Genomic DNA, 24479 nt, shown 5'->3' with positions numbered 1-24479 from the left:
GCGGGAGGGCTCCTTCCATAGACCGGGAATGTAGAGATTGATCCGGCTCCATACACCGCCTCGCGCGGCGCAACAAGCGCGACCGGCATATTGCATCCGCCGCCCACACGGGCAGCACGTTCGGGACCGGCGTTACATCCCGGCCCGGGGCCGCTGCTTATCGCCAGGGCGACAGCACTGCGCCCCACGGTTATGCGTGGCCCTGGTCAAGCTCATGCGAGCCTTCGCATGGCGATTGAAGAGGGCCCAAACCTCATGACGAAGACGCTCAGCCGCCGCGGCCTGTTCAGCTGTGCCTGCCATCTCGGCGCAGCGGCCTTCGCCGCCACCGCCATGCCGAATCTCGGTCTGGCGGCCAGCCCGTCCACGAAGAAGACGGACCTGACGGCCGACCAGGCCCTCGAGCTGCTGAAGGAAGGCAATCGCCTCTACAAGACCGACAGCCCGGTGCGCTCTGTGCAGGGCCGCGACCGCCGGATCGAGATCGCCCTCGGGCAGACGCCGTTCTGCGTGCTGGTGAGCTGTTCGGATTCCCGCGTCTCGCCGGAGATCCTGTTCGGGCGCGGTCTGGGCGAGCTCTTCATCGTCCGCAATGCCGGCAACACCGCCGATACCGCCGCCCTCGGGTCGGTGGAATACGCCGTGTCGCAGCTCGGCGTTCCGCTGGTGCTGGTCATGGGCCACAGCCGCTGCGGTGCCGTGCTGGCGGCGGCCGACGTGGTGGAGAACAACACCGTCTATCCCGGCTCCATCGGCCGGATGATCGAGCCGATCGTGCCGGCGGTGCTGTCCGCACGCGGCAAGCCCGGCGACTTCATCGAGAATTGCGTGCGCGCCAATGTCGACCGGGTCGTCACCCGTATGCGCACGGCCTCCGAGCCCGCCCTCCTTGATCCGCTGAAGGCGGGCAAGCTGCGCATCGTCGGCGCCTCCTACAGCCTCGATACCGGGGTGGTGGACTTCTTCAACGAGGCCTGACCCGGCCCGCGATGGCGGCGCCTCGTGTTGACACCCGGAGCGGGCGGTGCGACTGCGCCGCCCTTTCCGTGCGAGAACATGACCATGGCGCGCGCATTCATCTTTCCAGGCCAGGGTAGCCAGGCCGTGGGCATGGGCCGGGCCCTGTCGGAGGCCTTCCCCCAGGCGAGGGCGGTCTTCGACGAGGTCGACGAGGCGCTCGGCCAGTCGCTCTCGACGCTGATGTTCGAGGGACCGGTGGAGGAACTGACCCTCACCGCCAACGCCCAGCCGGCCTTGATGGCGGCCAGCATCGCCACCCTGCGCGTACTCCAGGCGACACGCGGTCTCGATCTCGTCCGCGACGTGGCGGCGGTGGCCGGCCATTCCCTCGGCGAATACACGGCGCTCGCCGCCGCCGGGACCTTCACCCTGGCCGATACCGCCCGCCTGCTGCGCATCCGCGGCGAGGCGATGCAGGGCGCGGTGGCGCCCGGTGCCGGGGCCATGGCGGCCCTCATCGGCGCCGATGCCGAACTGGCCGGCTCCGTCGCCGTGGAGGCCTCCGAGGGCGAGGTCTGCGACGTCGCCAACGACAACGGCGCGGGGCAGGTGGTGCTCTCGGGCGCGAAGGCCGCCGTGGAGCGCGCGGTGGCGATCGCGCAAGCGCGCGGGATCAAGCGCGCGGTGATGCTCAACGTCTCGGCGCCGTTCCACTGCTCGCTGATGGTGCCGGCGGCCGAGGCGATGCAGGACGCCCTCACCCGGGTGGCGATGAAGCCTCCCCTGGTGCCGGTCTATTCCAATGTCTTGGCCGCGCCGGTGCTGGAGCCGGCGGCCATCCGCCAAGCCCTCGTCGCCCAGGTGACGGGCACCGTGCGCTGGCGCGAATGCATCGCCGCCATGGCCGCCTCCGGCATCGATCAGTTCCACGAGATCGGCACGGGCAAGGTGCTCTCCGGCCTCGTCAAGCGGATCGCCCCCGGCGCCACCGCCACCCCCGTGGGCACGCCCGACGACGTGGCCGCCTTCCCGACGCTCAGCTGACAACAGGATTGCCCATGTTCGACCTGACCGGCCGCAAGGCCCTCGTCACCGGCGCGACCGGCGGCCTCGGCGGCGCCATCGCCCGGGCGCTCCACGCCCAGGGTGCCACCGTCGCCGTCTCCGGCACCCGCGCCGAAGCACTGGACGCACTCTCGGCCGAACTCGGCGGCGAGCGCGTTCATGCCCTGACCTGCGACCTCTCCGACAAGGACGCCGTCGAGGCCCTGGTGCCGGCGGCGGAAGCCGCCCTCGGCGGCCTCGACATCCTCATCAACAATGCCGGCATCACCCGCGACAACCTCCTGCTGCGGATGAAGGATGAAGAGTGGGACGCGGTGATCGCCGTGAACCTCTCGGCCGCGTTCCGCCTCTCGCGGGCGGCGGTGAAGGGCATGATGAAGCGGCGCCACGGCCGCATCGTCAATATCGGCTCCGTGGTCGGCGCCACCGGCAATCCGGGCCAGGTGAACTACGCCGCCGCCAAGGCCGGCCTCGTCGGCATGACCAAGGCCATGGCGGCCGAGGTCGCCACCCGCAACCTCACCGTCAACTGCATCGCGCCGGGCTTCATCACCTCGCCGATGACCGACGCCCTCAACGAGAAGCAGCGCGAGGGTATCCTCACCCGCGTGCCGATGAACCGCCTCGGCACCGGCGAGGAGATCGCGGCCGCGGCCGTCTATCTCGCCTCGAACGAGGCCGCTTACGTCACCGGCCAGACCCTGCACGTGAACGGCGGCATGGCGATGTACTGAGAGGGTCTCCCGACACGGCAGGCGGGAAAACCCGACGATTGTCCGGGAAAAAGCCACGGCGATGAACGGTTTGTGAACCGGCCCTCGCCAGCGCCAAAACCCTGTGCTACCACCCCGGCTGCCGTGCGAGGGGGGTTGACGGTTCAGCGTGTTGCGGGTTCTCAAGACCACGCGCGATCGGACACCGGCCGCTTCCAGAGATCCGCACCAGCGGGACGGCGGCCACGGCACCTTCACCATCACGATCGAATAACCAAGGACCAAGAACGATGAGCGATATCGCTGAGCGCGTGAAGAAGATCGTTGTCGAGCACCTCGGCGTGGAGCCGGAGAAGGTGGTCGAGGGCGCCAACTTCATCGATGACCTCGGTGCCGACAGCCTCGACACCGTCGAGCTCGTGATGGCCTTCGAGGAAGAGTTCAACGTCGAAATCCCGGACGACGCTGCCGAGACCATCCAGACGGTCGGCGATGCTGTGAAGTTCCTCGAGAAGAACTCCGCGTAAGCACGACGGGACGAGAGGCGCGAGGAGCGGGGTCCACGTGACCCCGCGCGCCGAACGACAGTGACATGACGGGACTGGTTCGGGATAACGCGATGCGTCGGGTGGTGGTGACGGGCTTGGGTATGGTGACGCCGCTGGGAAGCGGGGTCGAGGCCACCTGGAGCCGGTTGATCGCGGGAGACAGCGGAGCGTCGCAGGTGACAGCCTTCGACGTGTCCGATCTCGCCTGCCGCATCGCGTGCTCGGTCCCGTTCGGAGACGGCAGCGACGGCACCTTCAATCCGGACCAATGGATGGAGACGAAGGAGCAGCGCAAGGTCGATCCGTTCATCGTCTACGCCATGGCCGCCGCCGGCCAGGCGCTGGACGATGCCGACTGGCATCCCAAGAGCCACGAGGATCAGTGCGCCACCGGCGTGATGATCGGCTCCGGCATCGGCGGGATCGGGGGCATCTACGACGCCTCCGTGACCCTGCACGACAAGGGGCCGCGACGGATCTCGCCGTTCTTCATTCCCGGGCGAATCATCAACCTCGCCTCCGGGCAGGTCTCCATCGCCCACGGCCTCAAGGGGCCGAATCACGCGGTGGTCACCGCCTGCTCCACCGGAGCGCATGCCATCGGCGATGCCGCCCGACTGATCCAGTTCGGCGATGCCGACGTGATGGTGGCCGGCGGCGCCGAATCCCCGGTGAACCGCCTAGCGCTCGCGGGCTTCGCCGCCTGCCGCGCCCTCTCCACCGGCTTCAACGACCAGCCCACCAAGGCTTCGCGCCCCTACGACAAGGACCGTGACGGCTTCGTCATGGGCGAGGGCGCCGGCGTCGTCGTGCTCGAAGAGTACGAGCATGCCAAGGCACGCGGTGCCCGGATCTACGCCGAAGTGGTCGGCTACGGCCTCACCGGCGACGCCTATCACATCACCTCGCCGGCCCCGGACGGCGACGGGGCCTTCCGCTGCATGAGCGCCGCGGTGAAGCGCGCCGGACTGCAGCCTTCCGACATCGACTACATCAACGCCCACGGCACCTCGACGCCGATGGGCGACGAGCTCGAACTCAAGGCCGTGGAGCGGCTGCTCGGCGAGCACGCCGCCAAGGCCGCCATGTCCTCCACCAAGTCGGCCGTGGGCCACCTGCTGGGCGCGGCCGGTGCCATCGAGGCGATCTTCTCGATCCTGACCATCCGCGATGGCGTGATGCCGCCGACGCTCAATCTCGACACCCCCTCGGTGGAAACCGCCATCGACCTCGTGCCGCATGAAGCCAAGCGCAAACAGGTGGATGTCGTGCTGTCGAATTCTTTCGGATTTGGCGGGACGAACGCATCATTGGTGATGCGGCGGGTCTGAAGACACGGCCCGGCCCAACCTTCCCATCAGGATCGCCCGGATATTGGCCGGGACCTCACCGGGAACGACCATCTCGCCCTTTTGGCGCTAGCGGGCGTGGTCTTCCAGCCGGCGGACGCGATCCTCCGTCAATGAACGACGCCGCTGCTGTTGGAATTCGCCGCCGGGCTCGCGCTCGCCGCTGGATTCGGCCCTCAGGCACCGGCAGGGGCTTGGTGATGCTCGGTATCGGCGTGATCTGGGCCGGAGGGCTCGCTCGCCTCGGCATCTACGACCAGCATGACCGCCTGCTCACCTAGGTGTCCGGCCGTGTTCACCGTCTGCGGCGCGCTGGCCATCGAGCGGGCGGGACGGTGGAGCGATAATACGCCTTTTTGCCACAAAACCGGTTCAATCCGGCTCGCACAACCCGCCCGCCCGGGTGTAGTCAGGTTTGACGCAAGGATCCCGAAGCTTCTTGGCGAGAAGCCCATCCATGCGTCGGCACCTATTGCCTCGAGTCTCTTGGCCTGAGTCTCGTGCCCCGGTCGGCCAGGACGACACGACGGTCGCATCGTCGGGCCGAGACAAGGTTGGCGAGAGGCGAGGCCCGAACAGGATGTCCATGTTCTTCCGCAAGCGCAAAGACCCGGAGCAGGCGGCGATCGCGGTCCCGTCCGACGAGCCGTCCATGCCGCACCGGGTGTCCCCGCGCAGCCCCAGCGAGGCGATCAAGCCCACGGCCGCGCCGCCCCCGCCGGACCGCCCGGTGCGCGAGCGCGGCGGGTTGCTGAGCACGATCAGCGGCCTGCTCACCGCCGCCGTGGTCCTCGCCATCGCGGCGATGATCGGCGTGACGCTGTTCGACCGGCAGATCCGCGAACCCGGCCCGCTCGCCGCCGACAAGGTCGTGGTCATCCCGCCCCGCAGCGGCACCTCCGAGATCGCCGACGCCCTCAGCCGCGAAGGCGTCATCGCTCATACCGCCCTGTTCGAATGGGCCTCTCGCTTCTCCGGCAAGGCCCTGAAGGCCGGCGAGTACACATTCAAGGCCCATGCCAGCATCAGCGACACGATCGAGACCCTGTCCACCGGCCGGCAGGTGCAGCACGCCATCACCTTCCCCGAGGGCCTGACCTCCGAGCAGATCGTGGTGCGCCTCAACGACAACGACATCCTCACGGGCGACATCAACGAGATCCCGCCCGAGGGCTCGCTCCTGCCCGACACCTACAAGTTCGAGCGCGGCGCTACCCGCCAGCAGATCGTCAACCTGATGCGCACCAAGCAGCGCGAGGTGCTGAACCAGATCTGGCTGCGACGCTCGGCCGAGATCCCGGTGAAGACCCCGGCCGAGATGGTGACCCTGGCCTCCATCGTCGAGAAGGAGACCGGCCGGGCCGACGAGCGACCGCGCGTGGCCGGCGTCTTCGTCAACCGTCTCAACAAGCGGATGAAGCTGCAATCGGACCCCACCATCGTCTACGGGCTGGTGGGCGGGCGCGGCACCCTGGGGCGCGGCATCCAGCGCTCGGAGATCGACCGGGCGACCCCCTACAACACCTACGTCATCGAGGGCCTGCCGCCGGGCCCCATCGCCAATCCGGGCCGCGCCGCGCTGGAAGCCGTCGCCAACCCGTCGCGCACCAAGGACCTCTACTTCGTTGCCGACGGCACCGGCGGCCACGCCTTCGCCGACAGCCTGGAGGGCCATTCCCGCAATGTCGCCCGCTGGCGTCAGGTGGAACGCGCCCGCAAGGAGACGCCCACCGACGCCGCCCCCGTGGACAAGGCCGAACCGCCCTCCGATCCTTCGGCGGTCCCGGGCCGGGCCTCCGCTTACGCGCCGGAGGGCACGAACTTCGCCAGCAGCGCCCCGGACCCGTCGGCCCCGCGCCCGAAAGCCTTCGACGCGTCGGAAGGCACCAAGCTCGACCCGCTGCGTAACAAGACCTTCGACCTCAACTCGGCCAAAAGCGTCCCTGCGCTGAAGGCGCAATAGGGCACTGCCGTCACTCTCCTCCCCCTTGAGAGGAGGAATTGACGGTGGGGGGGGTGGCGGTGGCCTCCGCTGCCTAAAGGTCGCCCAACCACCCCCACCCTTAATCCCTCCCCACAAGGGGGAGGGAGGTTCGCACGACCGACTAAAGTTTAGACATCATGATCCTCTCCAGCATGACGGGCTTTGCCCGCGCCACCGGCACCACCGGCCCGTTGCAATGGGCCTGGGAGGTCCGCAGCGTGAACGGGCGCGGGCTCGACGTGCGCCTGCGCGTGCCCAACGGCCTAGAGGCGGTGGGCGAGGTTGCCCGTACCGCCCTGCAGAAGACCCTGACGCGGGGCCAGTGCCAGCTTTCGCTCAACCTCACCCGGCCCGAGACCAAGGCGCGGGTGCGGATCAACGAGACACTGCTGGCCGAGCTCGCCGCCGCCACGGCGCGCGTTCCACGCCCCGAAGGCCTCGCCCCGGCCTCCCTCGATGGCCTGCTCGGCATCCGCGGCGTTATCGAATCCGATGAGGAGCCGGCGGCGGAATCCGATAGCCTTGCCCATGACCTCGCCGAGGGCGTGGTCCGGCTCGTGGCCGACCTCGTGGAGGCGCGCCGCGCCGAAGGTCGCCAGTTGCGCGCTATCATCGAGGGACAGCTCGTCGCCATGTCCCGCCTCCGCCAAGGCGCCGAGGCCTGCCCCGGCCGCCAGCCCGAGGCGGTGAAGGCGCGCCTCGCCGCGAGCATCGCCACCTTGATGGAGGCCGGCGGGCTCGATCCCGACCGCCTGCACCAGGAAGCCGTCCTCATCGCCGCGAAAGCCGACGTGCGCGAGGAACTCGACCGTCTGAGCGCCCATCTCGACAGTGTCGGCGAGTTGCTGGCCAACGGTGGCGCCATCGGCCGCAAGCTCGATTTCCTAGCCCAGGAGCTCGGCCGCGAGGCGAATACCCTCTGTGCGAAGGCCGGAGACATAGCGTTGTCGCGGATCGGACTCGACTTGAAGGCCGTGGTGGAGCAATTCCGCGAGCAGGTTCAGAACGTCGAGTAGGTTTTTCGGACATGCAGGCCACGACGATCGGGCGGCGCGGGTTCATCCTCATCCTATCCTCGCCCTCGGGAGCGGGGAAGACCACGCTCACGCGCGCAGTCGCCAGCGACCCCAAATGGGGGCTCGACCTCTCGATCTCGGTGACGACGCGGCAGCGCCGGCCGTCCGAGATCGACGGCAAGCACTACAATTTCATCGACCGCGAGGCGTTCGACGCCCTGCGCGGCGCCGACAACCTCCTCGAATGGGCGGAGGTCCACGGCAATTTCTACGGCACGCCCCGCCGTCCGGTGGAGAAGGTGCTCGGTGCGGGCCGCGACATGATCTTCGACATCGACTACCAGGGCACGCGGCAGGTGCGGGCGAAGCTTGCCGAGGACGTGGTGACGGTCTTCATCCTGCCGCCGAGCCTTGCCGAACTGCGACACCGCCTCGAACGCCGGGCCGAGGATTCGCCCGATACTATCGAAAAGCGCCTCGCCAATTCCCGCGTCGAGATCCAGCGCTGGAACGAGTACGATTACGTCCTCGTCAACGACGACCTGAACGAAGCCTTCGCAAAGCTCCAGGGCATCCTCGTCGCCGAGCGCCTCAAGCGCGCCCGCAACACCGGCCTGTCGGATTTCGTCGACGGGCTTCTGGCCGAGCCCGATAGGATCGCCTGAGGAGCCGAGCCCGATGTCGACACCCGACCGGACCATCCGCTTCGACCAGACCTGCCCGGTCCTGCGCATCTTCGACGAAGCGAAGGCGCGCGAGTTCTATGTCGACTTCCTCGGCTTCAGCCTCGATTGGGAGCATCACTTCGGCGACGACTTTCCGCTGTACGCCCAGGTCTCGCGCGCCGGCCTCGTCCTGCATCTCAGCGGCCATCACGGCGATGCGACGCCGGGCTCCACGACCTTCGTGCGGATGGCGGGCATTCACGCTTTCCAGGCGGAACTCGGCGCCTAGAACTATGTGCATGCCAAGCCAGGCATCGAGAGCCTGCCCTGGGGGCTCGTGATGACGGTGACCGACCGGTTCGGCAACACCCTGCATTTCTGCAAGGGTTCTGCGGAGCCGTAGGTTGCCACGGGGGCCGAACACTCGCCCGGTTTGTCATAGGCGCGCAGCCCGGAACACCCCCGACCCGGTCCGGGTTGGCCCGCACATGACCGGCCGGAGAACGTGTCGCCCCGGTCGGACCCACGCGGCTAGCGGAGCGAACAATGGATTTCGGGATCGAGGGACGAGTCGCCGTGGTCACCGGGGGCGATTCCGGCATCGGCTACGCCACGGCCGAGCTGCTACTGAAGGAGGGTGCAAAGGTCATCCTCAGCGACAAGGTCCCGGAGGCGTTGGAGAAAGCGGCCACCGCACTTTCCGGCCTCGGTATCATTGTGGCGGGGGTCGCCGATCTCACACAGCGGGCCGATGTCGAAGCGCTGGCAATCAAGGCGCGCGAGGCCTTCGGTGCGGCCCCGACGATCCTGGTGAATGCCGCCGGCATCACCGGGGCCACGGGCGATTTCCTCGACCTGACCGACGAGGATTGGCTGGAGACGATCCAAACCGACCTGATGGCCGCGGTGCGAGTGACACGCGCCTTCATCCCCGGCATGCGCGATGCCGGATGGGGGCGGATCGTCCTGTTCGCCTCCGAAGACGCGGTGCAGCCCTATGTCGAGGAGCTCCCCTATTGCGCCGCCAAAGCCGGAATCCTCAGCCTTGCCAAAGGTCTCTCCAAGGCCTACGGGCCGGATGGCGTTTTGGTGAACACCGTCGCCCCCGCCTTCATCGCCACACCGATGACCGACGCGATGATGAAGAAGCGCGCCGAGGAGAAGGGGACCTCCTTCGACGAGGCGATCGCGAGCTTCCTCGACGAGGAGCGCCCCGGCATGGTGGCCAAGCGCCGGGGACGGGCTGAGGAAGTGGCGGCGGCCGTGGCCTTCCTCTGCTCCGAACGGGCGGGTTTCGTCACCGGCGCCAATCTGCGCGTCGATGGCGGATCGGTGGCGACGATCTCGACCTAAAGAGGATTCAGCCGCGCGTCGGCAGGATCGTCGCCCGGCGGGCCTCAAGGGTCTGCCACAGGATCAGGGAGGGCAGGCCGAGCACCACGTCCGGTACGCGCTTGGCCAGCGACAGCGCTATGGCGGTGCCGGGATCGATGCCGAACAGGCCACCAACCAAAACGAACCCGCCTTCCTGAACCCCTAATCCGCTCGGCACCGGGAAGGCCGCCGATTTGATGGCCTGACTCAGGGCCTCGATGATGACGACTTCGGCGAGGCCAACGCCTTCCACACCCATGCAGGTCAACGCGATCCAGATCTCCACGGCGCCGAGCATCCAGGCGAGGAGGTGGAGGGCGGCGCCCTGGACCAGCAAAGGCCAGCGCTTCGGAGCCCAGACCGTGTCGAGGGCGCCGTGCACGCCCGCATCGGCAGGCGACGAGCCGGGGATTGCCTCGTCCTGATCGCGCAGGAAGCGCCGTCCGAGTTCGGCGATGCGGCGCTCTACACCCCGGATGAGGGGGCTGCGCTGGAAGACGAAGAAGGCGGCGAGCACGATGGCGGTGACGCCGAGCGCCCGCAGGGCCCAGGCCGCGAGGGACGCGGCGGACTCGCCCTCCATCTGCATCAGCAGGGTGACGCCGATGAGGACGAACAGGGCCTGGGTGCCGACCTGGATCAGCATGTCCACCAGGATCGAGGCCGCGGCGAACGTGCCTGTCACGCCCCAGAAGGTGAGGAGACGCCCGCCGACGACGTCGCCCCCGACGGAGGCCACCGGGAGGAGCACGTTGATCCCGTCCCGCACGAAGCGGAGGATGAAGAAGGCACCCGCCTCGGCGGTGGTGGAGAGCCGGTGCAGCACCCGCTCCCAGGCGAGACCACAGAGGGACAGGACGACGACGCGCACTAGCACGATGCCGGCGAGCCCGACGATTCCGATCCGTCCGAAGGCATCGGCCACCGAGGCGAGATCGTGGGTCGCCACCAGCCAGATGGCGAGGCCGAGGCCCAGCACCGTCCCCAGGACGGGCAGGTAGCGCAGGGCCTGTCTTCCGAGGCCCGCTCGGGCGGGCGTTGGCGTCACGACGCGGCGGGTCAAAGGGCCGGACTTCTGAAATGGACGAGCGCCAACGGAGACGATCCTCTCTATGCAGGTTTCGCAGACATGGACCCCGGTTCTGCGACGACAATCTGCGACACATCAAAGGGCCAGCGCATCCGGCGCTCGGACTGTCACGCACAATCGAACTTGGACCGGTCCTATCGCGGCATTGGGGCTGAAATCGGAGACCGCCTCACTCGGACCGGCGGGCGGGCGGATAGACCGTGTCGAGGGCCTGCTCGGCATTGCCCTCCGGGTCGATCAGGACGATGCGGTTGCGCGACAGGCTGAAGGAGGTCGCCACCGCCACGAACCGCTTCGGGCAGGGGCCGAGGCAGCCCGTGGACACCACGCGGGTCATCCCGCCGAGGCCGCGCCTCTTGACCTCCCGCTTCAGCCGCCCCCGGATCTCGTCTTTCTTCAGGCCGACACGCTTGGTGCATTTCGCGCAGACCAGGACGATGTCCGAATAGCCGGACTTCGCCGTGCGAACGGTCGTGTCCTTCTCGTGTTTTGCCAAATCCGGGTGCCCGTTCCGTGCCCGGCGAGCCGGGGACCGGGACGCCATCCGGGCCACACCTAATTCAAAGGGGGGAGGGGCGGCAACGGGGCGTGATGCCCCGCCGGCCCGCGTCCCTCAGCCATAGGCCGCCACGGCCCGGACGCTGCCGGGCTCGGCGACGCTGATGCCGGCATCGACATATTCGTTGAGCTTGTTGCGCAGGGTGCGGATCGAGATGCCAAGAATCTTGGCGGCATGGGTGCGGTTGCCGAGGCAATGGTCGAGCGTGTCGAGGATCAGCTCGCATTCCACCTGCGCCACCGTCCGCCCCACGAGACCGCGGGTGGCGGCCTCGGCAACCTGGGCCGCGCGTTCCACCGGCCCGGCGGAGCGGGCGAAGGATTCGCCCTCCGGGGTGGAGATCGCGTCGGCGTCGATCTCCGCTCCCGTCGCCAGCAGGACCGCCCTGTGGAGGGTGTTTTCCAGTTCGCGCACGTTCCCGCGCCAGGGATTCTCGCGGATGATCGCTTGCGCCTCGCGGCTCAGGATGCGGACCGGCACGCCGTTCACCTCGGCATATTTCTTGGCGAAATGCGTGGCGAGTTCGAGGATGTCGGCCGGGCGCTCGCGCAGCGGCGGAAGGCGCAGATGCACGACGTTGAGGCGGTAGAACAGATCCTCGCGGAAGGTGCCCTTGCGGACCTCGTCGATGAGGTTGCGATTGGAGGTGGCGAGCACCCGGATATCGACCTTCACGGGAGCGGTGCCGCCGACCCGGTCGATCACCCGCTCCTGCAGGGCGCGTAGCAGCTTCGACTGGAGGCGGACATCCATCTCGGAGATTTCGTCGAGGAGCAGCGTGCCGCCATTGGCCTCCTCGAACCGGCCGATCCGGCGGGCGACGGCGCCGGTGAAGGCGCCCTTCTCGTGGCCGAACAGTTCGGATTCGAGCAGAGCTTCCGGGATCGCGGCGCAGTTGACCGAGACGAAGGGCCGGCTGGAGCGGGTGGACTTCAAGTGGACGTGGCGGGCCAGCACCTCCTTGCCGGTGCCGCTCTCGCCGGTGATCAGCACCGAGGCCTCGGACCGCGCCACCTGCTCGGCGAGCTTCACCACCTTCTCCATGGAAGCGTCGCGCCAGACGAAGGCGCGCCCGTCCTCGGAGACAGCCTGCAGTACGGCGGCGATCAGTTCGGGGTCGGGCGGCAGGGGGATGTATTCGCGGGCGCCGGCCTGGATCGCGGCCACGGCCGCCTTGGCATCGGTGGCGACACCGCAGGCGACCACCGGAGTGCGGATACGTTCGTCGGCGAGCGCCGTCACGAGTTCGCGGATCGGCTGGCCCACATCGATCATGACGAGGTCGGCGCCCTTGGCGCGCAGCACGGCGAGGCCCTGCGGCACCCCGTCCGCATGGGTCACGGCCGCGCCGCGGTTCATGGCGATCTTGGAAGCGGTGACGAGTTCGCCGCTCAAGCGTCCGATGATGAGGAGCCGCATGGTCTAGTATCCTGTGTCGGTGGAAGCCTCGCGCAGCAGCGCGGCGGGCGGGATCAGTGGTCGCTCTTGATGATCTCGGTCATCGTCACCCCGAGGCGATCCTCGACGAGGACGACCTCGCCGCGGGCGACGAGGCGGTTGTTAACGAAGATGTCGATCGCCTCGCCGACCTTCCGGTCGAGCTCCAGCACCGCGCCCGCCTGCAGCCGCAGCAGGTCACCGATGGGCATGCGCGACGAGCCGAGCACGGCCGAGACCACCACGGGGACATCGAAGACCTGTTCGAGGTCGGAGGCGCTCTTGGGGGTCGTGGGCGCCTCGCGGATCGATTCGGAGCCGAGCCCGTCGAAGGACGAGTCGACGCCATTGAGCTGCGGCAGGCTGAAATTGTCGGACATCACGGGCTTTCGAAGTCGAAGGCGTTGCGGGGTCGAGGGGCGACGGATCAGGAGTCGAGAGGGTGGCCGATGGCTTCGAGCGCGGCGGCCTCGATACGGGCGCGGTCGCGCACGACCCCGCCATCGGCCCATTCCATCCGGGCATCGCCGGGGGCGAGGTCGGGCTCGCCGAGGACGATGAGGCGACCCTCGAAGCCGCGCTCGCGGGCGAGGCTCTTCACCAGCGCCTCGGCCTCGTCCACCAGCCTGTCGTTCACACGCACCACCAGATGCGGCACGCCGCGCAGATGCTGCAGGGCCGCGCGGGCCGCGTCGCCGATGGCCGCGAGCGGCTGGGTGTCGAGGGCATCGCCGGCGATGCGTCGCGCAAGGGAGACGGCGAACGCCAGGGCCTCCTCCTCGCGCGCCGCATCCCGCGCGTCCGCCTGACCGATGAGGCCGGCCGCGGCGAGGCCGACGCGGGTGAGGGCATCGGCCATGCGAGCCTGAGCCTGGGCCTCGGCCTGGGCGCGCCCTTCCTGGACGCCGCGGGCATGGGCCTGGGCCACGGCCTCGGCCAGGGCCGCCGCCTCCTTGGGCGGGACGGTCGCGCCCTCGCGCGGCCGGAAATCGGTGTCGAAGAGGAAACGGCGGGCGTTCAATAGACCAGCTCCTCTTCGCCGCTGGACTTGGCGATCATGATCTCGCCCTTCTCGGCCAGTTCCTTGGCGAGCTCGGTCATCTTGGCCTGCGCCTCATCGACGTCCTTAAGGCGGATCGGGCCGAGCGAGCCCATCTCGTCGGTGATGTTCTTGGCCGCGCGGGTGGACATGTTCTTGAGGAAGAAGTTGCGCACGCGCTCGTCGGCGCCCTTGAGCGCGCGGCACAAGGTGTCGTTGTCGACTTTCCGCAGGAGGGTCTGCACGCTGCCCGCATCGAGCTTCAGCAGGTCCTCGAAGGTGAACATGAGCTGCCGGATCTTCTTGGCCGAGCCGCGATTGGCCTGGTCCAGGGCCGCGAGGAAACGGCCTTCGGTCTGGCGGTCGAAGGCGTTGAACACGTCCGCCATCAGCTCGTGGGCGTCCCGCCGTGTGGTCTGCGCGATGGTAGAGACGAACTCCACGCGGAGGGTCTCCTCGATGTGGCGCAGGGCCTCCTTCTGCACCGTCTCCATCCGCAGCATGCGGTTGAGGACGTCGATGGCGAAATCCTCGGGCAGGATCGTCAGGACCTTCGCCGCGTAGTCGGGACGCACCTTCGACAGCACCACGGAAACCGTCTGCGGATATTCGTTGCGCAGGAACGAAGCGAGGATCTCCGGATCGATCTGCGTCAGGCTCGCCCAAACCCGCTTGCCCGAGGCGCCCTTGATCTCCGCCATGATCGCCGAGACCTGCTCGGTGGGAAAGATCTTGAGAAGCAGCGCTTCCGTCCGCTCGTAGTTGGAGGTGATGCCGCCGCCCGAGGAGAGCCGCGAGACGAAGTCCACGATCAGCCTCTCGACGGTCTCCGCCTCCAGCGATCCGAGCTGGACCATGGCGTGGGAAACCATCTTGACCTCTTCCTCGTCGAGCATCTGCCAGATTGGTGCGCCCTCCGTCTCGCCGAGGAGCAGGAGAAGCGCAGCCGCGCGCTGCGCACCGGTCATGGCGTTCAAGCCCGCCTTGCCGAGATCCTGATCCGGGATGACGCTCAACCCCGAGGCCATGCCTCACTCCTCTTCGCCGTTGCCGTTGCTGTTTCGAATGCCGTCGCCGTCCCGCTCAACTGTCGTGGATCCAGTTGCGCAGGACCTCCACCGTCTCGCTCGGGCTGCCGCGGACCATGTCCACCACCCGCTGGACGGTCTCCGCCTGCACCTTGCCGTTCAACTGCGCGAAGTCGACGAGGCGGGCGGTAGGGTTGTCGCGAGCCGGCAGCATCTGATCGGCGCCGGGATCGCCGCCGGCCAGTGCCGGCCCCGAGACCAGGATGGCCTGGGTCGGTTCGGCGGTGAGGACGCGGCGCACGAGGGGACGGACCACGGCGAGGAGAACGATAACCGTCAGGAGAAGGAGCACCGACAGTTCGACCATGCGCATCACGTCCTCCTTCGACGGAGCCATGAGCGACTGGAGCAGCGAAGGCTCGGTGAACTCGACGGGCGCGGGCGTCTCGGCGAAACGCAGGTTGACCACTTCGACCTGATCGCCACGATCCTTGTCGAAGCCGATGGCGGTGCGAACCAGGGTGGCGATCCGCTCGATGTCGTTGGCCGGGCGCGGCTGATAGACGGGGCGGCCATCCGCTCCCGGAACGTAGGCGCCGTCGACGAGGACCGCCACCGACAGGCGCTTCAGACGTCCGCCTTCCTCGACCACCGTCTTGGTGACGCGGGAGATCTCGTAATTCGTGGTCTCCTCGTCCTTCTTCGAAGAATCCTTCGAATTGGGGTTCGGGTTCGGCTGGTTGGCGCCCGGCAACTCGTTGCCGACCGTCACGGCGCCCTCTGTGCCCCCCGTGAGCGCGCTTTCGCTGCGGGTCTGCGTCGAGCGCACGACCTTGCTCTCCGGATCGAAGGTCTCGGAACGGCTCTCGATGCGGTTCCGGTCGAGTTCCGCGGTGACCTGCACCCGCGAGCGGCCCGCGCCGACGATGCCGGCCACGATCTCCTCGATCTGAGACCGCAAGCGGCGCTCGAGGCCGACCTGCTTCTCCTCCATGCCGGCGCCGGTCTCGGCCTCCGCGCCCCGAGCCCCGTCCGCCAGCAGGCGGCCGCGCTCGTCGACGATGGAGATCCGCTCCGGCTTCAGACCCTCCACCGCGGAAGCGGCGAGATGGCGGATGGCGCGAACCTGGGAGGGGTCCATGTCACCGACGAGCTTGAGCACGATGGCGGCGCTGGGCAACTCGCGGTCGCGCTCGAACAGACGGCGCTCCGGAATGACGAGGTGGACGCGCGCAGCCTGGACCCGTCCGATGGCCCGGATGGAGCGCGCGAGTTCGCCCTCCAGGGCGCGCAAGTGATTGACGTTCTGGACGAAGTTGGTGGACGAGAACGCATCGCCCTTGTCGAAGATCTCGTAGCCGACTCCCGTGGCGCTGGGCAGGCCCTTGCCGGCGAGGTCCATCCGCAGGCGGGGTAGGTCGGCGCGAGGCGCCATGATGGTCTGGCCGGCATCGCCGCGCGTCTCGTACTTAATGCCGCGCGCATCGAGGTCCCGGATGACGGCGCCCGAATCCTGCATCGACAGGTCGGCGAACAGGACGCCCATATCGGGCTTCGACACGCGAAGGATCACGAAGGCAAAGAAGCCAATCAACGTCAAAGTCACGGCCGCCATGGCCGCGAGCCGCGCCGGTCCCAACTTCGTCACCACTTCGAGAACGGACTTCACGACGCGACGTACCCAACCGAACCGGAGCGGCGGAAGGGCCGCGCTCGCTCGGCAAAATTTGCCCAGGTCGTGGTTAGCGTCTGGTTAACGATTTCCTTAACGCGGGAAAAAAGGTCGGTCGGCGCTCGTCCGTGACGAGCCTACCCGGAAACAGAAAGAACCGCGCCCCGGGGAGGGCGCGGTTCTTTTTCAAGGCGATCGTTGCTCGAAGGGGACTTCCGGAACCCGGCCCGAATGCCGACCCTCCTCGATCTCAATGGCGGTAGTGCTGAATACGGGTGGTCCGCAATCCGGCCAAGCCATGCTGGTCGATGGAGAACTGCCAGCTCAGGAATTCCTCGGTAGTAAGGGTATAACGCTGGCAGGCTTCCTCAAGACTGAGAAGACCGCCGCGGACGGCTGCGACGACTTCGGCCTTGCGGCGGATGACCCATCGTCTGGTCGTGGTCGGCGGAAGATCCGCGATCGTCAGCGGGCTTCCATCTGGCCCGATGACGTATTTGACTCTCGGGCGGCTTGGTTCGGTCATGATACGCTCTACAACTCGACTGACCTGTCGAGGTTGGAAGCTACTTGCGCCCGCTTAAGATATGTTGAAGCGGATCGATTGCATCTGATTCGTTTTCTCCAGGATCATGTGGACAACCCGGATCCGATGTTCTGCACGCCCGATATCGGCAGCCGCGATTTGCCGATCAGCAGCACCGGCTCGCTGCCGCTAAGATCGACGCCGTCGACTTTTCCGGCGACCTGCGTGTCGACGCTAACCTGTGCACCAGTGGCGTCGAAGGCGTCGATCTTGATCGAGTAGCTGCCGTTGGCGGAGGTGAAGCCGGAGGTGGACCGTCCGTCCCAGGCGAAGGTCTGCGCCCCGGCGGTCAGGGCCTTCGACTGTGTCGCCACCACGTTCCCCTTGGCATCGCTGATCGTCATCGTCGCCTGCTTGGCGGCCCGCGCCGGGGTCAGCGTCCACACCGCCGAACCATCCTTGAGATTGGCGACCCGCCCGTCCGCCGTGACGCTCTGGCCAATGAAACCCGTCGCCGCGGCGGCGCTGGACGCCTTCGCGTTGTTGAGGATCGAGTCCAGCCGGTCGTTCGACTTCAGCTGCTGCTCGACGCCGGCATATTGCACGAGCTGCTGCGTGAACTGGTTGGTGTCCAGCGGGTCCATCGGGTTCTGGTTCTTGAGCTGTGTCGTCAGCAGGGTCAGGAACTGCTGGAAATTGCCGGCGATCTCCTGCGAAGCGCCGGTGGCGGTCTTCGGGTTCGTGATGGAGGAGCTGCTCGATGCTCCGGTGATGCCCGATGTCATGGCAGTATCCTCAGATTCGGATGTCGAAGCCGCCGAGACCGCGCAGCATTCGCAGCGGCACGGCGTCATTGGAAAGGCGCGGGTCTTTCAGGTCGGAATCAGGGGTACCGGAACGGCCCTCACGGGCGCCCCCGCCATCCCGCTCGGCGCCGTTGCCCCCATCGGAGCCAGTGTCGCTGCGCAGAGACAGGTTAATGGCGGCCTCACCCGCATCGAAGCCGGCCTGCGACAAGGCCTGCTGCAGGTTGCCGACATCGCGCTGGAGCAGGGCTAGGGTCTCCGGCCGGTCGACCGTGAGGTGCGCGGTGACGGTACCGCTTTCCTTGTCGATGTCGAGATTCACGTCAATCCGCCCAAGATCCTTCGGATCGAGGCTGATCTCGAAACGGTTTGAACCGGCCAGCGACCGGAGCCCGATGGTCATCGGCACCGCCCCGAGGGGCACCGGCGCCGTCTGGGCCTGGGGGAGGGCGCCGGCGGGTTCGGGCGCCGGTGCGGAAATGTGGGCTGCCGGCACAGGACTGAACGGCGCCGTGGGGGCGGGAGCGAGATCGTCGGGGGTCACGGTCGAACCGGGGGCGAGCTCGTCGAAAGCCTTGGCCGATGAGGTCTCGCGCTGGGAGGCGGCCGCGCGATCGGTACCGGATGCGGGTAAGGCGACCGGACGACCGGCGGCAGCTTGCGAGCTGCCTGTACCGAGTGAGACGATTGCGCCCGCGTTCGCAGACGATGCGGCACCGGCCTGAATCCTCATCGCCGGAGCGTTGGCCGGGGGCGGAGGCGCGAGGAGTTCGGGCGGGACGAGGGCGGACATCGCCGTCGCGGCAGGGTCCGCGACCACGCCGTCCGCCGGAAGCGCCGCCTCGTCGTTCCACTCCCCGGTCGTCGCGACCGGCTCGGCAGCAACGGCCGCGGACGCGATCGCCTGAGCCGGAGCGGGTACCGCACTTTGTTCAGCCATTGAGGGCGACAGGGCCTTGCCAGCTTGAGGCGGCGCGGCGGACAGGCCGCCATTCCCGGCGATGGTCAGCGAGGCTTGGCCAGTCAGGCCGGCCGAAATCTGCTCCTGCCGATCCTTCACGGGCGAGATGCCGCCGCTCGGAGGCATCGGCAGGGTGGCCTGGGTCGTTTGTTGCAACGTCGGCCCTGACGGCGTTCCGGCGGCTTCGGCCGTTCCTGGGCTCTCACGTCCTGGCTCGACGGTAAGGGCGGGCGATGGTCCGGCCCCGTCGGCCATGGTCACGAAGGCCTCGCGCGCCGGTTGCTGCGAGAAACTCGGCGTCGCGTCAGTGCCCCCCAGCGGCCCCGACATCGCTTGATCTCCACCCTGTCGCGACAGGGTGGCCTGCATCTCGCTGCCCTTCGTCGCCGAAACGAAAGCCCGGACCGGCTCCTGGGGCGACAGGGCAACCTGCGACCCGCCACCCTCCGCCAATGGAGGAAGAGACGGAGCGTGACGCCGCATCGACAAACCCGGAAGCGGCGCCGCGTCTGTCAGGCCCGCTGAGGGATTGCGAATTCCCGCCTGATCGGATGCGACCTGCTGTTCCCGAGCGCCCCCGGCTATCGACATGGCGGCCCCCATGACCGGTTGCTGAGGCAGCCACGTGAAGCTTCCGACCCCGGCCTCGTTCGACGGCGTTGCCTGATCCTCGTCCCTACCAGCTCGCAGCGACCGTGTCTGATCGACGTCCCCGGTCCACGCTGAACCCGGATTCTGTTCCTGTCGTGCCGCCTCGGCCGAGACCACCCCTCCGGCATCGACCAAGACCGGCCCGAGAAAAGCCGGCCGCTGGACTTGCGCCGCCGGGCCGGCGAAATCGCCTTTCGATGATGGCGATGATGGCGACGATGGGATCGTCGTCGTACCCAAGCGGATGAGATCCGAGACCGGCGAAGCCAGTGAAGCTGGCATTGGGGACGACGCCGATGCCGGCTCGTCCGCAGGGATGCTGAAACGTTCGACGCCTGCCACATCAGTGGCGAGAATCGGGGCGGGACGCGCGGCGACCGCGCTCGCGAACCGCACCGCCGGGTCTCCGTTGATCGACGTGGTGGCCATTCGGCGCAATCTCCTCGCCCCCCACCGCGCAAGCTCCGAGCCACGAACCACGACCGGCAACCCGTTGTTTCAACAGGCAGAATTTTTGCCGCCCACGAATCGACCCGGTGCGACCCGGCGAAATCGTCCCTGTCCAGGCAGGATTTGCCGGGTCCGGCGCATCGGCATGCGAGACCTGCCCCCGGCCGGCCTGGAAGTTCCACCTCAGGATCGCTATAGACTCCGCATGTGCGGGCGCTGCTGCCTGCCCGCGAACCCGTGACGTGATGAACTCCCTCGACCTTCCCAAGGCCCCGCACGAGACGCGTGTCGTCGTCGCCATGTCCGGCGGCGTGGATTCCTCCGTGGTGGCCGGGCTGCTCAGCCAACAGGGCTACGACGTCGTCGGGATCACGCTACAGCTCTACGACCATGGGGCGGCGGTCCATCGCAAGGGCGCCTGCTGCGCCGGCCAGGACATCCACGATGCGCGCCGCGTCGCCGAAACCCTCGGCATCCCGCATTACGTCCTCGATTACGAGGACCGCTTCCGGGAATCGGTGATCGACCGTTTCGCCGAGAGCTATCTGGCCGGCGAGACGCCGATCCCTTGCGTCGAGTGCAACCGCTCGATCAAGTTCCGGGATCTCCTCGCCACCGCGCGCGACCTTGATGCCGACGTGCTGGCCACCGGCCATTACGTGGCGAGCCGGCCCGTGGAGACCGGCGGCCGGGGCCTCTACCGCGCCCTGGATCCGGCCCGCGACCAGAGCTACTTCCTCTACGCCACCACGGCCGAGCAGCTCGATTTCCTGCGCTTTCCCTTGGGCGAACTGCCAAAGGACGAGACCCGCCGCCTCGCCCGCGAGCTCGGCCTCGCCATCGCCGAGAAGGCCGACAGCCAGGACATCTGCTTCGTGCCCCAGGGCCGCTACGCCGACGTCATCGCCAAGCTGCGGCCGGATGCGGCGCGTGCCGGCGACATCGTCGCGCTCGACGGCCGTGTGCTCGGCCGGCATGAGGGCATCATCCATTACACGGTCGGGCAGCGGAAGGGCCTTCGCCTCGCCGTCAGCGAGCCGCTCTACGTGATCCGCCTGGATCCGGCCACCGCCCGCGTGGTGGTCGGCCCGCGTTCCGCCCTGGCCACCAGCCGCATCCGCCTGGACGACCTGAACTGGCTCGGAATCCTGCCGCAAGGCGGGGTCGTCGACATGCCGGTGGCAGTGCGTGTCCGCTCGACCCGCGAACCGCGTGCCGCGCATCTGACGGTCGATCCCGGTGGAGCAGCTGCCGAGATCGTTCTGGCCACACCGGAGGACGGCGTCTCCCCGGGCCAGGCCTGCGTCATCTACGCCGATGACGGCCCGCGTGCGCGCGTACTCGGCGGCGGCACCATTCGCCGCATCGACGCGTTGGCAGCCGGAGCGGCGCAAGCCGCCTGACGCCGACCTGAGCCAAAACTTTCCCCATCCGTAGGACTGAGAGACGACATGCTGAGCGAGCCGCAGGCCGGTCCGAGCACGGCCCTGATGCGCAAGGCCTATGCCCGCTGGGCACCGGTCTACGATGTCGTCTACGACAAGCTCACCGAGCCTGCCGCGCGCGACGCGGTGATGGCCGCCACCGCATGCGGGCCGCGTATCCTGGAGGCCGGCGTCGGCACCGGGCTGTCCCTCGGCTATTATCCGGCGGGCAGCTTCGTCTGCGGCGTCGACCTGTCCGAGGACATGCTGAAGCGCGCCCGCGCCAAGGTGCTTCGCCGCCGTCTCACCCATGTCCGTGGCCTCCAGGTGATGGATGTGTGCCGGCTCGGCTATGCCGATGCCAGCTTCGACGCGGTGGTGGCGCAGTTCCTCATCACGCTGGTGCCGGACCCCGAAGCCGCGTTGTCGGAGTTCCTCCGCGTGGTGCGGCCGGGCGGCGAGATCGTGCTCGCCAACCATTTCGGCCAGACCAAGGGGGCGGTCGCCAAGGTCGAGGAGATCGTGGCGCCGCTCTGCACCAAGATCGGCTGGTCCTCGGCCTTCAAGTCGACGCGGATCGAGGCCTGGGCGCGGCGCAACGGCGTCGAGTTCATCGGCGTCTCGCCGACCTTCCCCGGTGGTTTTTTCAAGATCCTGAGGATGCGGAAGCCCGGCTGATCCGGCGCGGCAAGACGCGACCACGGAACCGGAGCCATGACACGCCCGTCGAAAGGCTCCCTGCGCCGCGCCCTGCGGTGGCTGCCCATCCTCGCCCTGGTGGCCATCTCGCTCGGCGTCCTCATCTCCGGCGCCCCGCACCTCCTCAGCCTCGACCGTCTGCTCTCCTATCGCGCATGGCTGATCGAGGCGGTGGCCGAGGATCGCCTGCGCGCCATCGGCATCGCCTGCCTGGTCTATATCGGCTGCGTGATCGTCTCCGTGCCGGCCTCGCTGGTCCTGACGATCCTCTCCGGTTTCCTGTTCGGGGCCGCCACCGGCGCGGGCATCGCCCTCGTCTCGGCGACGACGGGGGCGGCCATCGTCTTCTCCATCGGCCGCGGACCGGTGTCGGAGCTTCTCCTGAACCGCGCCGGGCCACGCCTCGGCTGCCTCGCGGCGGGGTTCCGCGACGATGCCTTCGGCTACATCCTCGTCCTGAGGCTCCTGCCGATCTTTCCGTTCTGGATGACGAACCTCGCCCCGGCGGCCTTCGGCGTTCCCCTGCGCACCTTCGTGCTCGCCACCTTTCTCGGTCTGGCTCCCGGCGCCTTCGCCTATGCGGCAGCCGGATCGGCGATCGAGGATGTCGTCGCCGCCAACGAGGCGGCCAAGGCGGCGTGTCTGGCGAGCGGTGCCGACGCCTGCGACGAGGCCCTGTCCCTGCGGTCTCTCGTCACCGTCAAGACCCTCGCCGGCCTCGGCGGCCTCGCGGCCTTCGCAATGCTCTCCATCGGGCTGAGGCGCCGGTTCGCCCGCAAGCGTAGCGTCACGTCGCAGATCCCCGTGGCCGGCCACTCGACGGCGCGGCGGCCGGAGCGTAACCGTGATGTAAATTCATCGCATTAAGACGTATAGTTCGACGCCGAGAGATCGGAATGACCGCCGCAGGAGGCACTGCGCGGGAGAGACCGGGACGAGCGAAGAAGCCCGGGATGAGGGATGATCGGAAACCCGTGATGGACGCGACGCCACGCGCCGGCATGGAACTGCCTGTCCCCGCCGAGGCGGAGGCGCGGGCAGGAATCGGCCGTCATCTCGGCCTGTCGGGCCGGCTGTTCCTCGTGACCATCGCCTTCGTCGCTCTCGTGGAAATCCTGATCTACGTGCCGACGGTGGCGAACTATCGGCGCATGTGGCTGTCGGACCGTATCGCCGCCGCCCAGATTGCCGCCCTCGTCCTCGAAGCCTCGCCCGATCAGCACGTCTCGGAAGAGCTCGCGCGGCATCTCCTGAAGGGGGTCGGCGCCAGCGCCATCGCGGTGCGCGGCGACGGAACGCGCCGCCTCCTCGCGGTGGATACGATCCCCTCGGAGGTCTCCGGCCTCGTCGACCTGCGCTCCCATGACTGGATCGCCTCCATCGGGGGGGCATGGCGCACCGTCTTCTCCGAGAGCAACGGCCCGATCCGGGTCATCGGCCACGGCCGGGACGGGTTCGACCTCGTCGAGATCCTCCTCGACGAGGCGCCCCTGCGCGAGGCGCTGATCGATTTCGCCGACAGGCTGCTGCTCTCGTCGCTGGCGATCGCCGCGGCGGTGGCCGGCCTCGTCTTCCTGATGCTGCAACGGATCATCGTGCGTCCGGTCCGGCGCCTCGCCCGCAACATCACGGAGTTCGCCGACGATCCCCAGGGCAGCGACCGCATCATCACGCCGTCGCGCCGGACCGACGAGATCGGTCACGCGGAGGTGGCGCTCGCCCGCATGGAGACGGCGCTGGCCGGCGAGCTGCGCCAGAAGCGCCGCCTCGCCGAGCTCGGTCTGTCTGTGAGTAAGATCAACCACGAACTGCGCAACCTCCTGACCACGGCGCAGCTCCTCGGCGACCGGCTGGAATCCGTGGCCGACCCGGCGGTGGAGCGCATCGCCCCCCGCCTGCTCGCTACCCTCGGCCGGGCAATCCGCTTCTGCGAGGAGACGCTGGCGTATGGCCGGGCGAGCGAGGCCGTGCCGCAACGGCGGAAGGTCGAGCTCGCGTCGATCCTGGCCGAGCAATCCGACCTGTCCAGGCTCGACGGCGCGTCACGGGTGACGATTCGCGTGGCCTGCGACGAGGATATCGAGGTGGAGGTCGATCCCGATCAATTCTCGCGGGCGCTCACCAACATCGTGCGCAACGCCGTTCAGGCCATCGGCTCGGACAAAGCCCGGTTGCTCGATCCGGTGGTCGAGATCGAGGCCACGCGCCACGGTCGGCCCGGGGCAGGCGGGGTGACGATCCTCATCGCGGATAACGGGCCGGGGCTTCCCGAACGGGCGAGGGCGAACCTGTTCTCGCCGTTCGAGGGCTCGATGCGCGCGGGGGGAACGGGGCTCGGGCTTCCGATCGCCGCCGAACTGATCCAGCTTCAGGGCGGCACTCTCACCCTCGACCCGACGGCGGATGGGGAGGGCGCCCGCTTCCGGATCGAGATCCCGGACCGGGCGCCGCCCTCGCTCTGAG

At 68.3% G+C, this 24479-nt stretch carries 24 protein-coding genes and 1 pseudogene; 15 read left to right on the top strand and 10 right to left on the bottom strand.

Annotation, left to right across the window (positions count from 1 at the left end; translation table 11 throughout):
• Positions 1-255: 255 nt before the first annotated feature.
• The 11 genes and pseudogenes from ASF26_RS14150 to ASF26_RS14105 all read left to right on the top strand — a co-directional run bounded on the left by ASF26_RS14150 (position 256) and on the right by ASF26_RS14105 (position 9653).
• A complete protein-coding gene (locus ASF26_RS14150; RefSeq protein WP_018044471.1) occupies positions 256-978 on the top strand; it encodes a carbonic anhydrase in 723 nt (240 codons plus the stop codon).
• A gap of 84 nt (positions 979-1062) precedes the next feature.
• A complete protein-coding gene (gene fabD / locus ASF26_RS14145) occupies positions 1063-2004 on the top strand; it encodes an ACP S-malonyltransferase (protein WP_056255793.1) in 942 nt (313 codons plus the stop codon).
• A 14-nt stretch (positions 2005-2018) separates the two neighbouring features.
• Positions 2019-2759 (top strand): 3-oxoacyl-[acyl-carrier-protein] reductase, encoded by a 741-nt coding sequence (gene fabG / locus ASF26_RS14140; RefSeq protein WP_056255171.1) that lies wholly within the window; start codon positions 2019-2021, stop codon positions 2757-2759.
• A 269-nt stretch (positions 2760-3028) separates the two neighbouring features.
• A complete protein-coding gene (locus ASF26_RS14135) occupies positions 3029-3265 on the top strand; it encodes an acyl carrier protein (protein WP_018044468.1) in 237 nt (78 codons plus the stop codon).
• A gap of 92 nt (positions 3266-3357) precedes the next feature.
• A complete protein-coding gene (fabF, locus tag ASF26_RS14130; protein ID WP_056255167.1) occupies positions 3358-4617 on the top strand; it encodes a beta-ketoacyl-ACP synthase II in 1260 nt (419 codons plus the stop codon).
• Between the two features lie 131 nt (positions 4618-4748).
• Positions 4749-4916: a hypothetical protein gene (locus ASF26_RS22745; protein WP_156462996.1), complete on the top strand. Its 168-nt coding sequence runs from the start codon at positions 4749-4751 to the stop codon at positions 4914-4916.
• A 305-nt stretch (positions 4917-5221) separates the two neighbouring features.
• Positions 5222-6598, top strand: a complete 1377-nt coding sequence (mltG, locus tag ASF26_RS14125; protein WP_056255790.1) for an endolytic transglycosylase MltG — start codon at positions 5222-5224, stop codon at positions 6596-6598.
• A 158-nt stretch (positions 6599-6756) separates the two neighbouring features.
• Positions 6757-7635 (top strand): YicC/YloC family endoribonuclease, encoded by an 879-nt coding sequence (locus tag ASF26_RS14120; protein WP_056255162.1) that lies wholly within the window; start codon positions 6757-6759, stop codon positions 7633-7635.
• 11 nt (positions 7636-7646) lie between these two features.
• Complete coding sequence (gene gmk, locus ASF26_RS14115; protein WP_056255159.1) at positions 7647-8300, top strand: guanylate kinase; 654 nt, start codon at positions 7647-7649, stop codon at positions 8298-8300.
• A 13-nt stretch (positions 8301-8313) separates the two neighbouring features.
• Positions 8314-8703 (top strand): annotated as a pseudogene (locus ASF26_RS14110) (glyoxalase superfamily protein).
• 143 nt (positions 8704-8846) lie between these two features.
• Positions 8847-9653, top strand: coding sequence for an SDR family oxidoreductase (locus tag ASF26_RS14105; protein ID WP_056255155.1), 807 nt, complete (start codon positions 8847-8849; stop codon positions 9651-9653).
• Positions 9654-9660: 7 nt separating this feature from the next.
• On the opposite strand, the gene ASF26_RS14100 is transcribed toward ASF26_RS14105, so the two are convergent.
• The 10 genes from ASF26_RS14100 to ASF26_RS23460 form a co-directional block, all read right to left on the bottom strand.
• Entirely contained in the window at positions 9661-10737 is a 1077-nt protein-coding gene (locus ASF26_RS14100; protein WP_056255152.1) for a lysylphosphatidylglycerol synthase domain-containing protein, read from the bottom strand.
• A gap of 196 nt (positions 10738-10933) precedes the next feature.
• Complete coding sequence (locus tag ASF26_RS14095) at positions 10934-11260, bottom strand: (2Fe-2S) ferredoxin domain-containing protein (RefSeq protein WP_018044458.1); 327 nt, start codon at positions 11258-11260, stop codon at positions 10934-10936.
• Between the two features lie 117 nt (positions 11261-11377).
• The gene (locus ASF26_RS14090; protein WP_056255149.1) at positions 11378-12742 is read right to left on the bottom strand and encodes a sigma-54 dependent transcriptional regulator; all 1365 of its coding nucleotides are present in this window, start codon (positions 12740-12742) and stop codon (positions 11378-11380) included.
• A gap of 53 nt (positions 12743-12795) precedes the next feature.
• Positions 12796-13140: a flagellar motor switch protein FliN gene (fliN, locus tag ASF26_RS14085; protein ID WP_056255146.1), complete on the bottom strand. Its 345-nt coding sequence runs from the start codon at positions 13138-13140 to the stop codon at positions 12796-12798.
• A 47-nt stretch (positions 13141-13187) separates the two neighbouring features.
• Complete coding sequence (locus ASF26_RS14080; protein WP_056255142.1) at positions 13188-13781, bottom strand: FliH/SctL family protein; 594 nt, start codon at positions 13779-13781, stop codon at positions 13188-13190.
• Positions 13778-14827, bottom strand: a complete 1050-nt coding sequence (gene fliG / locus ASF26_RS14075; protein WP_056255138.1) for a flagellar motor switch protein FliG — start codon at positions 14825-14827, stop codon at positions 13778-13780. The genes ASF26_RS14080 and fliG overlap by 4 nt, the downstream gene beginning before the upstream one ends.
• Positions 14828-14882: 55 nt before the next feature.
• The gene (gene fliF / locus ASF26_RS14070; protein WP_056255135.1) at positions 14883-16496 is read right to left on the bottom strand and encodes a flagellar basal-body MS-ring/collar protein FliF; all 1614 of its coding nucleotides are present in this window, start codon (positions 16494-16496) and stop codon (positions 14883-14885) included.
• 253 nt (positions 16497-16749) lie between these two features.
• Positions 16750-17025 carry a DUF1153 domain-containing protein gene (locus ASF26_RS14065; RefSeq protein WP_018044452.1) on the bottom strand — a complete coding sequence of 92 codons (276 nt, stop codon included), beginning with the start codon at positions 17023-17025 and terminating at the stop codon, positions 16750-16752.
• A gap of 104 nt (positions 17026-17129) precedes the next feature.
• A complete protein-coding gene (locus tag ASF26_RS14060) occupies positions 17130-17810 on the bottom strand; it encodes a flagellar hook capping FlgD N-terminal domain-containing protein (protein ID WP_056255131.1) in 681 nt (226 codons plus the stop codon).
• A 10-nt stretch (positions 17811-17820) separates the two neighbouring features.
• Positions 17821-19923: a flagellar hook-length control protein FliK gene (locus tag ASF26_RS23460; RefSeq protein ID WP_244475952.1), complete on the bottom strand. Its 2103-nt coding sequence runs from the start codon at positions 19921-19923 to the stop codon at positions 17821-17823.
• A gap of 215 nt (positions 19924-20138) precedes the next feature.
• Here ASF26_RS23460 and mnmA point away from each other — a divergent pair, with 215 nt between their 5' ends.
• From mnmA to ASF26_RS14035, 4 genes are all read left to right on the top strand, one after another.
• The gene (gene mnmA / locus ASF26_RS14050; RefSeq protein WP_056255123.1) at positions 20139-21296 is read left to right on the top strand and encodes a tRNA 2-thiouridine(34) synthase MnmA; all 1158 of its coding nucleotides are present in this window, start codon (positions 20139-20141) and stop codon (positions 21294-21296) included.
• A 48-nt stretch (positions 21297-21344) separates the two neighbouring features.
• Positions 21345-21995: a class I SAM-dependent methyltransferase gene (locus tag ASF26_RS14045; RefSeq protein WP_018044448.1), complete on the top strand. Its 651-nt coding sequence runs from the start codon at positions 21345-21347 to the stop codon at positions 21993-21995.
• 36 nt (positions 21996-22031) lie between these two features.
• The gene (locus ASF26_RS14040) at positions 22032-22883 is read left to right on the top strand and encodes a VTT domain-containing protein (protein WP_056255119.1); all 852 of its coding nucleotides are present in this window, start codon (positions 22032-22034) and stop codon (positions 22881-22883) included.
• Positions 22884-23017: 134 nt separating this feature from the next.
• A complete protein-coding gene (locus ASF26_RS14035; protein ID WP_056255788.1) occupies positions 23018-24478 on the top strand; it encodes a HAMP domain-containing sensor histidine kinase in 1461 nt (486 codons plus the stop codon).
• Position 24479 lies beyond the last annotated feature (1 nt).

The organism is Methylobacterium sp. Leaf93, assembly GCF_001422345.1.
GTDB classification, from domain to species: Bacteria; Pseudomonadota; Alphaproteobacteria; order Rhizobiales; family Beijerinckiaceae; genus Methylobacterium; species Methylobacterium bullatum.
The sequence above is the reverse complement of the archived record's forward strand: the minus strand, read 5'-3'. Positions and strand labels throughout refer to the sequence as shown.

Bases quoted from the DNA above. Each gene is read 5' to 3' on its own strand.
- ASF26_RS14150 (WP_018044471.1), top strand. From the start codon at position 256: ATGACGAAGACGCTCAGCCGCCGCGGCCTGTTCAGCTGTGCCTGCCAT.
- fabG (WP_056255171.1), top strand. From the start codon at position 2,019: ATGTTCGACCTGACCGGCCGCAAGGCCCTCGTCACCGGCGCGACCGGC.
- ASF26_RS14105 (WP_056255155.1), top strand. From the start codon at position 8,847: ATGGATTTCGGGATCGAGGGACGAGTCGCCGTGGTCACCGGGGGCGAT.
- ASF26_RS14135 (WP_018044468.1), top strand. From the start codon at position 3,029: ATGAGCGATATCGCTGAGCGCGTGAAGAAGATCGTTGTCGAGCACCTC.
- ASF26_RS14040 (WP_056255119.1), top strand. From the start codon at position 22,032: ATGACACGCCCGTCGAAAGGCTCCCTGCGCCGCGCCCTGCGGTGGCTG.
- ASF26_RS14065 (WP_018044452.1), bottom strand. From the start codon at position 17,025: ATGACCGAACCAAGCCGCCCGAGAGTCAAATACGTCATCGGGCCAGAT.
- ASF26_RS22745 (WP_156462996.1), top strand. From the start codon at position 4,749: ATGAACGACGCCGCTGCTGTTGGAATTCGCCGCCGGGCTCGCGCTCGC.
- fabD (WP_056255793.1), top strand. From the start codon at position 1,063: ATGGCGCGCGCATTCATCTTTCCAGGCCAGGGTAGCCAGGCCGTGGGC.
- fliG (WP_056255138.1), bottom strand. From the start codon at position 14,827: ATGGCCTCGGGGTTGAGCGTCATCCCGGATCAGGATCTCGGCAAGGCG.
- ASF26_RS14060 (WP_056255131.1), bottom strand. From the start codon at position 17,810: ATGACATCGGGCATCACCGGAGCATCGAGCAGCTCCTCCATCACGAAC.
- mnmA (WP_056255123.1), top strand. From the start codon at position 20,139: ATGAACTCCCTCGACCTTCCCAAGGCCCCGCACGAGACGCGTGTCGTC.
- gmk (WP_056255159.1), top strand. From the start codon at position 7,647: ATGCAGGCCACGACGATCGGGCGGCGCGGGTTCATCCTCATCCTATCC.
- ASF26_RS14035 (WP_056255788.1), top strand. From the start codon at position 23,018: ATGGAACTGCCTGTCCCCGCCGAGGCGGAGGCGCGGGCAGGAATCGGC.
- ASF26_RS14090 (WP_056255149.1), bottom strand. From the start codon at position 12,742: ATGCGGCTCCTCATCATCGGACGCTTGAGCGGCGAACTCGTCACCGCT.
- ASF26_RS14045 (WP_018044448.1), top strand. From the start codon at position 21,345: ATGCTGAGCGAGCCGCAGGCCGGTCCGAGCACGGCCCTGATGCGCAAG.
- ASF26_RS14120 (WP_056255162.1), top strand. From the start codon at position 6,757: ATGATCCTCTCCAGCATGACGGGCTTTGCCCGCGCCACCGGCACCACC.
- mltG (WP_056255790.1), top strand. From the start codon at position 5,222: ATGTTCTTCCGCAAGCGCAAAGACCCGGAGCAGGCGGCGATCGCGGTC.
- fliN (WP_056255146.1), bottom strand. From the start codon at position 13,140: ATGTCCGACAATTTCAGCCTGCCGCAGCTCAATGGCGTCGACTCGTCC.
- fabF (WP_056255167.1), top strand. From the start codon at position 3,358: ATGCGTCGGGTGGTGGTGACGGGCTTGGGTATGGTGACGCCGCTGGGA.